General features: G+C 42.1%; 8 protein-coding genes. All 8 read left to right on the top strand.

Annotated features, from left to right (window positions below):
- Positions 1-7 precede the first annotated feature (7 nt).
- The 8 genes from BMX69_RS22070 (at position 8) to BMX69_RS22100 (ending at position 11,425) form a co-directional block, all read left to right on the top strand.
- A complete protein-coding gene (locus BMX69_RS22070; protein ID WP_054790845.1) occupies positions 8-727 on the top strand; it encodes a polysaccharide deacetylase family protein in 720 nt (239 codons plus the stop codon).
- Between the two features lie 1,483 nt (positions 728-2,210).
- Positions 2,211-4,529, top strand: a complete 2,319-nt coding sequence (locus BMX69_RS22075; RefSeq protein WP_160117896.1) for a DUF6273 domain-containing protein — start codon at positions 2,211-2,213, stop codon at positions 4,527-4,529.
- A gap of 8 nt (positions 4,530-4,537) precedes the next feature.
- Positions 4,538-4,696: a hypothetical protein gene (locus BMX69_RS24260; RefSeq protein WP_157724447.1), complete on the top strand. Its 159-nt coding sequence runs from the start codon at positions 4,538-4,540 to the stop codon at positions 4,694-4,696.
- A gap of 26 nt (positions 4,697-4,722) precedes the next feature.
- The gene (locus BMX69_RS22080) at positions 4,723-8,898 is read left to right on the top strand and encodes an Ig-like domain-containing protein (protein WP_100043536.1); all 4,176 of its coding nucleotides are present in this window, start codon (positions 4,723-4,725) and stop codon (positions 8,896-8,898) included.
- 60 nt (positions 8,899-8,958) lie between these two features.
- Positions 8,959-9,390, top strand: a complete 432-nt coding sequence (locus BMX69_RS22085) for a single-stranded DNA-binding protein (protein WP_100043537.1) — start codon at positions 8,959-8,961, stop codon at positions 9,388-9,390.
- Positions 9,391-9,556: 166 nt separating this feature from the next.
- Positions 9,557-9,754 (top strand): type II toxin-antitoxin system HicA family toxin, encoded by a 198-nt coding sequence (locus BMX69_RS22090; protein ID WP_100043538.1) that lies wholly within the window; start codon positions 9,557-9,559, stop codon positions 9,752-9,754.
- A gap of 127 nt (positions 9,755-9,881) precedes the next feature.
- Complete coding sequence (locus tag BMX69_RS22095; RefSeq protein WP_408610318.1) at positions 9,882-10,208, top strand: type II toxin-antitoxin system HicB family antitoxin; 327 nt, start codon at positions 9,882-9,884, stop codon at positions 10,206-10,208.
- Between the two features lie 149 nt (positions 10,209-10,357).
- On the top strand, positions 10,358-11,425 hold the full coding sequence (locus tag BMX69_RS22100; protein WP_054790781.1) for a transglutaminase-like domain-containing protein: 1,068 nt from the start codon (positions 10,358-10,360) through the stop codon (positions 11,423-11,425).
- Positions 11,426-11,626: the final 201 nt, after the last annotated feature.

Below are 11,626 nucleotides of genomic sequence, written 5' to 3' on the forward strand. Positions count from 1 at the left end.
TGGGAAAATGAAAATGAAATGGAAAGTGGCCTGTTTACTGGTTGTTTTTATATTGGATATTATATTTATAAAAGCTATGCACCAATCATACACAGAGGCAAAGAGTACCCTGTTCCTTCCTGTGGGTGCGGATGCAGAGGCAAGAGATGAGGTCAGGAGGCAGTTTTCTGGGGATAAGCAGATTGCATTGACCTTTGATGACGGCCCTCATTCCGTTTATACGCCAAGACTTCTTGACGGGCTTCGCAAGAGAGGGGTCCATGCCACATTTTTTATTCTTGGAGAAAATGTGGAGGGGAAAGAGGCCATTTTGAAACAGATGAAAGAGGATGGACATTTAATCGGGAATCATGGATATACTCATGTGCAGATGAGCAAGGAATCTGTGTTAATTGCTTGCCAGCAAATAGAACAGAATAACCGACAGATCGAAGAGATTACCGGTACAAGACCTGAGTATCTGCGGCCGCCTTATGGTTCATGGAATGAAGAATTGGAGTGTACAACCGACATGACGGTTGTGCTCTGGAACTTAGATCCTCTAGACTGGAAGACAAAAAGCGTCAAAAAGGTAGTGCGTTATATTGTAAAGCGCGTGGAGCCTGGAGATATTATCCTTCTTCATGATGTGTACCCGACTTCAGTGGAAGCAGCCCTGGAGGTAATTGATACTTTGACAAAGCAGGGATATACCTTTGTTACGGTCGATGAACTGCTGATAGATTGACCGGAATCGGATTCTATGCCAGCCTGAGTATATTATGAGCTGTATGGTATGCCCTAATAAGGGATTACTATGAGACGTTATGAGAGGGGGATCTTGATTTAGAATATAGCTTTCATATATTCTGCTTGAGCCTGTTGATTTTCTGAACGGTTTGTTGTATACTGTCATAGTAGGCAGGAAGCAATGTTCGTAGTGTTTCGTTGCCGGGTAACAGTATGCAGTTTGGATGGAATCCTCTTACCGTTTGATATGATAAATGTACGGTTAGAAGACTCCTTGCATTGCAGGGAGTTTTTTCTTTAAATGGGGCGTCCAATTGCTAAAGGCAGATTTGCATGGCAGAAGAGTTTGTAATGGTTGGAGAATCAGGTGGTTTAGTCTCTTTAGTTGGTTCGTTATAATCTCTGATAATTGCAGGAGTAAATGCCTGGTCGTTTTTCAATTCTTGTTATATGGAAGCATGCTGTTGGGACTGTTGAAAACAGTTATACAGCAATCATTTGATTTTTCAAGTCAGTATCGACAAATATTCCCGTTTAGTATATTGTTCAATCGTATATGGTATAAGGTTTTATTTGGGTCATTTGATGATTCGTCATCGATAAATGGACTTTTTGTTTTTATATCTTTATGATCTATTTTGGAAGGAGCATCTTGAATACTTGTATTGCAATGGACTTGCAATGAATATTATTTAAACCAACTTATTCAAATATGTTTCTGGTATCATATAATTATCTGGCAGGCATCTGTTTTTCATATCTGAATTCATGTTCTATGATCCCATTCGTTTAATTCCATTGTTAAAATTGTATTTTGTAGGTTTCATTTATTTCTGTTTGTTTTTACATAGACTGGAGGAACTTATTCAGTATGTTTTAATGTTCCTGTGATGGTATATTTACCTTCTGTTATTTTCTAAGTTCTTAATCATATCTTTATATTCTGATTTCACTTAATTCCGTTATAAGCGTATTTTAAAGTTTATGCATTACATTTTTGCATATTACTTAGAGCAATTTTACTTATTTATTAGAAATTTAGTTACCAATAGGTTGGTGGCTTTGATAGCATTTAATTGATCCTGGTATTTGGAGTAACCAATGTTATGTGGATATAAAATTTATCGAAGCGTTGTCTTTACAAAAGACATGAACTTTCATGTGATATGATTATCTGTTATTCTGGCAATTCAGGTGCTACTTCTTTTGGATTATATTAACTTCTCCATTACATTTCATAGCAATAGAATTTATCTCTATAAGTCTACTTTTTTACTGGGACCAACCTGAGGGCTTAACCCCTGCAGGAGCCATATATCCCTTCTTGAGCGAACAGACTGTATGAACTGCAGTATATCTAAATCCTATTTAATACGGAAAAATTGCAGTGCTTGAAAGTTCTTTATTGAATATAAGAGTTTAATCAAAAAAGTCTGCTTGGTAGGAGAAAAATCAAATAGTAAGGAGTGATGAAATTATCAATGAATAAAAGAAAAAGTTTAGCTTTATTAAGTGCTACTCTAGCGGTAGTTTCTGTTCCAATTCCAAGCTATGGTGCTTGGATACAGAAGGATAACCATTGGATCTATGAGGATAACAAGATTTATGAGAAGAATGCCTGGAGGCTGATTGACGGGGCTTGGTATTACTTTGATGATACTGGCTATATGGTTACTGGCTGGAGACTGATTGATGGCAAATGGTATTTTTTAAGCCCTGACTCTGACGGGACGAAGGGAAAAATGCTAACCGGCTGGCAATGGATTGATGGGCGTTGCTATTACCTGTCTGACCGATCTGAGAATAATCATCCTAAAGGAGCCCTGTTCATAAATGAAAAAACGCCAGATGGGTATCCCGTAGATTACGCTGGAGCCTGGACTGATGAAGACGGTACAGTACAATATGTACCTGGAAAAGGGATACAGACTGTTTTTGCGAAAGACGCAGCTTCGAAAAGTAAACTTTCCGGAAAAAGTTCCGGGGGTGGAGGATCAGGGAGCCGGGGAAGCAGTACAAAACCAGAAAAGGACATTAAGCCGGACAGTGGCCCCAAAGATTCTATACCATGTGTAGGAGAATCAGAAGCTGTTCCAGGGACTCAGGAGGCAGAGAAACCTTCGGGGGGAACCAATGAGCCAGAGGAGGAAAGAAAGCAGTACAGATTCACGGTACGGTATATGGCTGTTAAGGATAAGACCATATTACAGGTCGTGGCAGGTGCAGGGACGGAAGGAGAGCTGATTGCTATCACGCGGCCGGTTATTGATGGCTATAAGCCTTGCGATGGTCAAAAGGACAGTTTTAAATTGACCGATGATCATATGCTATTAAATGTCTATTACGAGAAAGAAAGCGTGGCCTCCCCTTCAGAAGCACGAAGGGTTGACTGGAACCTTTATTTTGTTGAAAAGGGAAATCGCAGCAACGAGATTTTGAAAGTCCAGCAGGGTCAGACAGAAGAGAACAGGCTCCTTGTGGTTGATTTTCCAGAAATCATACTGGGATCAGATCGGTATTATTATCATTCCCTTGTTTCAAGTCCGTGGAGTGTCATTGTAAGCGGCAATGGAACTCAGAAATACTATATTGAGTATGAGAAAGGAGATTACCTCCAAGAAGAGGAGGATCCGGATTATGAGGCCAAGGCCAAGCAGGAAAAATGGCTTGGAATTGCTAAAGATGCAGATATCATGCTTAGCGGTCAGGAGCCATCAAATCAGCAGCTTATTACTAAGAGCATAGAGGAAAGCAATGAAAGGCTTCTTAATCTGGTGTCAATGGCTGATGGCACGGAACGGAAAGAAGTCTATCTCATAGCAAAGGGGCATGTGCCAAGTACTGTGCTCATAAGTCAGATATTCCAAAACATTAAGAATCTATCTGAACTGGTCATGGACGAATTCAACATTGCTGATGAAAAATATACGATTGTGAGGGTTGGGTTTGAAAAAGCTTATGATGAAAGCACCTGCAGCCACGATTTTCAGGTTACAGATAAGGTCAATACCTCATGTATAGAAAACGGTCATGAAACGGTCCGATGCCAGAAGTGCGGAAAAGAAGAAACTGTCATACTGCCAGCGACCGGCCATGTGGATTTTGATCATGACGAAATTTGTGAAGTATGTTATAGGCCAGCCTGTGAAATACCGAAAACCATGCATTACAGCATCGGAGATGTACAGGCCCGGACCATTGGTAACAAAGTCTATATGTTCCGCTGTGTCGATGAAGATTATGAGGATGTAATGGGTAACAGCCAGCGGACGGCATTATTTCTATGTGACAGTGTGATCCGGTCAGACACACCTAAAGCGGAAAATAAACTGAGTTTTGGATCTAATAACAATTATAAATACTCAGAGATCCGGAAATGGCTTCTGAATCATGCGGAAGCTGATTTTGTCCATGAAACTTATATCGGGATCACCAGGTCATATATAGGTGCCACCTGGAAGGGAAGCTATGAACAGTTCAATGATAACAGCCTAATGGCTATGAAAGAGATGTTTCAGCTTTTGCAGGATAAAGTATTCATTTTGTCAGTGGAAGAGGCACTTAAGTATCGGGAGGTTCTCTGGCGGTTTAATGGAAGTGAAACCAACAATCCGGGATCACAGGTTTCCGCTTATTCCAAAGGATATTATCTCCGTAACCCGCAGGATGGTGGACTAAATGATTTTCTTTATGGAGACGGAATTTATGCCGTCAGCCTGGTAGATGGTAATATCCAGCCGGTAAGTGTAAAAGAAACGAGCTATGGAATCCGGCCAGCCATGGCAATTCCCCAGGGATAGGAGGATCTATGGGAATCATTATTATTTTGTTAGAACTTGTAGTATTGCCACTATCTGGTTTCTTTTTTGGCCGTATTCTTGCAGTGAATCCGGAGCAGAGAGAACTGGAAGATAAAGAGCAGATAGACTGGTTGAGAAAATACCAGGAAACAAAGTATACGAGATAATAAAATATAGAGAAAGGAAAATGAATATGAAAAAAAGAATGAAAGGAGTCGCCTATTTGCTTTGTACAACTATGGTTATGAGTACATTGCCATCATGGGCAGTATATGCGGAGAATGGGCGGATTGTAGAAAAAACAGTTCAGACAGCTACTCCATCTGAGGCGTACTGGGATACGGAAGACAATGAGGAGATAGAGGAAGAGAAAGAAACCAGCGAGGATCTGGAATCCGTTTTAGAAACAGATGAAAAGATGGATGATGAGTTAAGAGAAACCACTCCTTCTGAAGCGGAAGAAAAACCAAAAGATGCTCCTACAATCCTTCCTACTAAAATAGCGGTAACGACCACAGCTTTCAGCTCCCTGGGAGATATTTGGGATGCCTGGACGGGGAAGACCAGCTTTGAATTTTTGGACGGAAGCCAGGGAGAAGGTACAAAAGAAAAACCCTTTCTTATTAAGAACAGAGAACAGCTTATGGGCCTCTCTGAGCTGACCGCCATGGGAATGATGGTTCCAGAATCAGGAGTGACGAAATATGCCGGTGACTATTCCGGATGCTATTTTGCCCTGGGAGGAAACATTGATTTACAGGGAGTGGATTGGATACCCATCGGTTTTTACAGGGATTCCTCTGAAAATGCCGGTGAGGTCCCTTATCCTTTTAGTGGTGAGTTTGACGGAAACGGATATACCATTAAGAACTTAAAGCTTAATTCCTTTGCCAATTATAACAATGTAGGGCTGTTCGGAGCAGTCTCGGATGGGGGGATTTATGACATGACTATCATACCGGACAGCAACGAGATAAAGGGAAAGGACCGGACCGGAGTTGTGGCCGGATATGCGGAGAATTCCAAGATCCGAAATGTGACTGTGAAAAATGCCTATATCCGCTCTAGCGGCATTGCCGGTGGAATCGCAGGAGAGATCAGCGGTACCGTCATTGAAAATGCTATTTGTGAAAAGATGATGATTGATGCCACCGGCGGAACAGATGTGATTTATGTTGGAGGGATCGCCGGGATTGCATCGGATTCCTATATCGTGGATTCTAATGTTTCCACAGGGGACGGAACCACGGCCAGAATCCAGGGGACTGGATATATCGGCGGGATCGTCGGATACCAGAATGCAGCCTATATCTACAATACACATGTAAGCGGAACCATCGGCGGCTACCATTCAACGGCTATCGGAGGAATCACTGGAAGATATGCGGCCGGGAAACTTAAAGTGGCACGTTTTGAGGGTATCATCGGAAACTCTCAGCTTGGCTCCTTAGCAAGAGAGGGGACCTTTATAGGAACCAGGCAGGGAGCCGCAACAAACTTTAATTACATAGAAGATGTAGCCTATTTGTTTACAGATTCTGAAAGCAAGATCAGCGCCAATGTATGCGGATCAGAGATCGGTGATGATAACGACTATACCTATGCTGCGCATGTAGGCTACTGGCATACCGGGGATATATATTATACCCTGGTGCAGGGGGGATCTAAAAAGACCATATCAGACCGGTATTTTTACGAAGAATTAGAAAACGGCATTCTGACCGTCAGGGATAAGGAAAGCGGGGATTACATTTTGGATCATTTTGCCCCAAATTCCCTGGGGCGTCCCGTGAGAGGATATCTGATAAATGTGAATCAGATCGACACGGTTGCAAATAGTCAGAACTTTTACGATGTCGCAACCCTGGAGATTAGGGGGAGTTCCCAGTACTCCAGACCTCTTGATAAGGAACATCGGGGGGCCATTGCAGCCGGGACAACGGTAAGCGTAACAACAGCTCCAAAGAATACGAATACAGAAAAGTTCCAGATGGAAGGTACCCCAACTTACGCAAACAGTAAAGGAGTAAAGAAGAGTACTACCTATTCGGATAGCAGCCATGCCTATACCTTTTCGATGCCGCAGGAGGATATATCTGTATCAGCGTTTTATAAGAAAGTGGCTGTGTCCATCAAGGTAGAACCAGAGGATTATTCTTTTGCAGTAGTACAGACCAGGACAGGTAACCGGAAAAGCCCAGTAAAGACCACAGAGATCAGGAATAAGGAAGGGAAGCTCATTGCACGTTATATCAACGGAGTGCTAGATCAGGGAACCGAAGTTCAACCAGTAAATATCAAGGCTATCATTGATGCCAATAATGACGTAGAGGACGGCCGGGTGAAATGGAGCATTGACGATCCCCAACTTATCAGCCTGGCGAAAAACGATGATGAGGGAACTGATGGCTATACGGCCAAATCAGCCAGCCTTACCGTAAACCTTTCTTCCTCCTTTTTTACAAGCATCACAGAAGAGGCAGAAAGAACGCAGGCGGAAGGGAATTATCAGTATAAGATCCCCAATACGATTTATGGAGCTGGGCACCAGAACGGCGGCGTTGCGGTCCTGACAGCACAGACCAGGCCATCCGCCTCCTTTGAAGGTAAGCCCTGTACGGCGAACAGCCGGATCAATGTCACTTTTCAAGTCCTGGATAATACCTTAGTGGCAACGGAGGGAGTAAACCTGGATAAACAGGCCCTTACATATACCGTAACTAGGACCTTAACCGGGGACCGGGCTAATCCGCAGGAAACAGTGTCGGTAACGGCTCCCCAGTCATTAACGGCTACATTTACACCGGATTTTTTCTCCAGGGCTGAAGTGACCTGGTCAAGCTCGGACCCGGCAGTGGCCCTGGTATCTCAGGATCAAGAAGCTTATCGGGAGGCATCAGTTTCTGTCCTTAAGGACTCTGCCTGGATAAGAAATATCATGGCAACGGATAACGGGATCCGGGAGAGTGATAAGTATGCAAAGATATCCGGGGCCGGAAGCCGGGAGGTGATTGTTACGGTAAAAGGGAAGGACAAGCTTGGAAATCAGGCTTTAGCCACATGCCAGGTAAGCGTAAAGTTTGTAACCAATGACCAGACAAGGATCATTCCGGAAGGGATCAGCCTGGATAAGACGACGCTTTCTTATTGTCTTGGGTATCGGAAGGCAGGGGATATCCATTCCGAAACGGTTCAAAACATCGGTTTTGAAACGAGAAAACTGTCCGCAGCCGTTTTTCCAGAGGTGGAGGATACCACGGAGCATAAGCCTTATGACCGCAGCGTTTTATGGACCTCTTCCGATCCGGAAGCAGTAACGGTGGATCAGGAAGGGAATGTAGTACCGATTGAAGGAGCATCGTGGATCAGAAAAGCACTTTCAAAGGCGCCTTATCGGGCAGAGAAGAACGTGGAGATCACGGCCGTAACAAAAGATGGCCAGAAAGCTGCTTCCTGTAAGGTTACATTAACCTTCCAGGCAGAATGCATCGAGGCAGACCGGGAGGGCGAGATATATGACCTGATACTCACAAAGACGGGAAGATCAAGCAACCCGGTTCTTTCATGGAAAGGACTTGAAAGCAAGAAATTCAATGCTTCCATTTATTCCGGAATCCAGGATATGAAGAATGTTCTATGGTGTTCCTCTGATGCCAGTATCCTTACTGTGGATCAGGATGGATACGCGACTCCTGTAGTTTTTAATGAGAAACAGGAGGTTATGGCGAACTGGATTAAGGCGGCCATGACAAAACCCCCATATACCGGAAACATAGCGGTAACGGTTTATGCTTATACAAGTGATGGAAGGATGTTTGATCCGGTAACTGTTACTCTTAATTTTAAGGTAGTAGACAATACGACCTCCAGCAGCTCTGGCGGAGGCGGTGGTTCTTCAGGCGGAAAAAGTGGTGCCCGCTCCGTGGGAGTAACGACTGCAGGGAATACTCAGGGGTCAGCAGCTCCGCCCGGAGCAGTAACGGGAACCTGGACACAGGTGGCAAATGGAAAATGGATCTTTGCGTCAAACCGGACGTATACAGATGAATGGGCATATATCAGTAACCCATACGCAACCGGAGAGCAGGAAAAAGCCTCCTGGTTCCGGTTTGACAGGGATGGGTTTATGGTAACGGGTTGGCAAACAGATTCAGATGGAAATACTTACTACTTAAAAACTGCAATGGATGGAACCCAGGGCCAAATGTTTACCGGGTGGCAGTACATACCCGGTGAAACGGGGCAAACTGTAAAGGGAGCATGGTACTTCTTTAACCCGGTTTCCAATGGAACAAGAGGTAAACTCTTAATCAGCACTGTTACACCAGATGGATATACAGTAAATGAGAAAGGCCAATGGGTACAGTAAAACGACATAATAACAATACATATCCCCTGCCCGTAGGGGCAGGGAGGAATGGAGGAAAATATGAATCGTGTAATTTTAATGGGGAGATTAACCCGTGATCCAGAAGTAAGATATTCCCAGGGAGAGCATGTTATGGCAGTTGCAAGGTATACTCTCGCAGTTGACCGCAGAGTCCGCAGGAATCCGGATGGTAATGAACAGACAGCTGATTTTATCAATTGCGTTGCATTTGACAAAGCAGGAGAGTTTACAGAAAAATATTTTCGCCAGGGTATGAGAGTACTGATCTCCGGAAGAATCCAGACTGGGAGTTATACAAATAAGGACGGAAATAAAGTATATACAACAGATATTATTGTGGATGAACAGGAATTTGCTGATAGCAAGAATGCATCTTCTGATAATTCCAGGCCAGAGCCCTCTAATGTAGTAGGGGGCAGCTTTATAAATATTCCAGATGAAGCGGGAGATCCGGACTTACCATTTAGTTAGAGGATAAAATTGTGATCTTGTACATTGACAATAGAAAATATTTAACTGATAGAAAAAAATAGAAAATAAATTTTAATATAGGCCGATTCTTGCAAACATAAAAACATGTGCTGATTGACACATATAATTATGTGTGTTACAATGACTATGTCAGAAGGGAAAATACATGAAGAGTTATTCATCACGGGAAGTCATTGCAATGCTTGAAGTTGATGGATGGTATGAGGTTGGAGTAACTGGAAGTCATCACCAATACAAACATCCAATTAAGAGGGGGCGTACAACAGTAAAACATCCTGACAAAGATATTCCGCTCCCAACTCTAAAAAGTATTGAAAGACAGTCAGGGTTAAAATTCAAATAGCCCTTATTCTCTCACGATAAAATATATATAGAGGAGGCCTTTTATCATAAAAAAATCAGAACGTTATTTTTATCCTGCTATTTTTACTTATGAATCTGGAAAGGAAATAGCAGTTATTTTTCCTGATTTGGATTGTGCTACCAGTGGAAAAGATGATGATGATGCATTTCTTTCAGCGAGGGAATTACTTGGTTGCGCCTTATATGGTTTAGAGGAAGATGAGGAGGATATACCAGATCCTACACCGCTTTCTCAGATAGAAGTACATGAAAATGAAAGAGTGGTTTTAATTGACGTTTATATGCCTTCCATTCGTATGGCACGAATCAACCGTTCTGTTAATCGTACAGTAACTCTTCCGGCATGGCTTAATGCTATTGCGATGGAGCATGATATAAACTTTTCTCAGTTGTTACAGGAAGCAATAAAATCGCAGCTACACATTAATAGATAAGTACATTTGATACCGAAAAAGTTCTATATAAATATGCATACGGGAGGAGATGATAAAATAACATATCGTTAGCTTTGTTTAAGGATACGATATAGACAATAGGGAATTGACAGAGAATTTTTAAATAAGTTTTAAGGGGGGAATTAAGTATGAAAAAGAAATTATCGACGGCTGCTATATCAGTTATATTAATAATTGGATCAGCAATAACTTCTTTTGCAGGACAGTGGAAGCAGGAAGGTGCTGTGTGGAAATACCAGAATGATACTGGCTCTTATGCTACAGGTTGGAATTGGATTGATGGAAAATCCTACTTCTTTGATGCGAACGGCAAAATGCTTGCAAACACAATCACTCCTGACGGTTATTCGGTTAATTCAGATGGAGCGTGGGTTGTGAATGGTGTTGTGCAGACACAGTATGTCAGCTCACCAATTAAGGCTAATGCAGATAATTATGATCCTCAATATCCCTTAAAAGGATATATGGAACAATGGTTTGTGACCAGTCCGGTTACTGGTACAACTGCTTGGAAAAGCGATCCGAATAACTTCTTCTATGAGTCCAATAATCATTTGCAGTATGCTTTGGATCTTACCATTAGAAACAGGGATCCTCTTTCTCTAAACTATTTTGGTGATGGAAAGGAGTTGGCTGCTATTGCAAAATTAACGGACTATCCTACTACAGGACTGGAGGGGGTGGATCAAGAAAAGATGAAACGTCTGGCAATAGAAATTCGGAACTTCTTAAGCCGTTTTGATTGGAGAAATGCAACTGATTACGAAAAAGCGATACAGATTGCAAAGAGAATTACAAAGGCTGATTATCTGAATCATGATGGTACGCAGTATTCTTACAGCTGCCTGGTAGATGGAAAAGCAGATTGTAACGGATATACAAATGCAGCGTATTTATTAGCAGCATGTGTTGGATTACCTTCTAATGGACTTGGTTTCGGCAATCATATTTATCCTGTGTTTTTGGTGGATGGAATGTGGTTAGCTTATGAGCCAACCAGTAAGGATAATTACTTTACTGTAGCAGATGTTTATTTCCCGTCTTTTTATTTAAGTGGCGAACCGCAATTATCAAAATTAGGGGAATACTGTGAAGCAACTGGCTATGAAATTCCAGTAAGTGTGGAAGGAAAGTTTCCTAATATCACTTATGGATATATTTATGGAGAACGGGCTTCGCTTATAAAATTTAATTAAATAAATATTATTATAAAAAGCTATCGGTTAATTATAATCAGTAGCTTTTTTTATTTGCTCAATACTACGTAAAACGATGAAAGATAAGGAGGATAGATGATCAGAAGTTGGAAAAGTGGTAAAAAACTAAATCAGAAATTTGCTAGGCTACTTGTAACTATTTTATTATTGACACCTATTTTTACGTATTTACCACTAGGT

The organism is Lacrimispora sphenoides JCM 1415 (assembly GCF_900105615.1).
Taxonomy (GTDB): Bacteria; Bacillota; Clostridia; order Lachnospirales; family Lachnospiraceae; genus Lacrimispora; species Lacrimispora sphenoides.

Bases quoted from the DNA above. Each gene is read 5' to 3' on its own strand.
- BMX69_RS22100 (WP_054790781.1), top strand. From the start codon at position 10,358: ATGAAAAAGAAATTATCGACGGCTGCTATATCAGTTATATTAATAATT.
- BMX69_RS22080 (WP_100043536.1), top strand. From the start codon at position 4,723: ATGAAAAAAAGAATGAAAGGAGTCGCCTATTTGCTTTGTACAACTATG.
- BMX69_RS22085 (WP_100043537.1), top strand. From the start codon at position 8,959: ATGAATCGTGTAATTTTAATGGGGAGATTAACCCGTGATCCAGAAGTA.
- BMX69_RS22070 (WP_054790845.1), top strand. From the start codon at position 8: ATGAAAATGAAATGGAAAGTGGCCTGTTTACTGGTTGTTTTTATATTG.
- BMX69_RS22075 (WP_160117896.1), top strand. From the start codon at position 2,211: ATGAATAAAAGAAAAAGTTTAGCTTTATTAAGTGCTACTCTAGCGGTA.
- BMX69_RS22090 (WP_100043538.1), top strand. From the start codon at position 9,557: ATGAAGAGTTATTCATCACGGGAAGTCATTGCAATGCTTGAAGTTGAT.
- BMX69_RS24260 (WP_157724447.1), top strand. From the start codon at position 4,538: ATGGGAATCATTATTATTTTGTTAGAACTTGTAGTATTGCCACTATCT.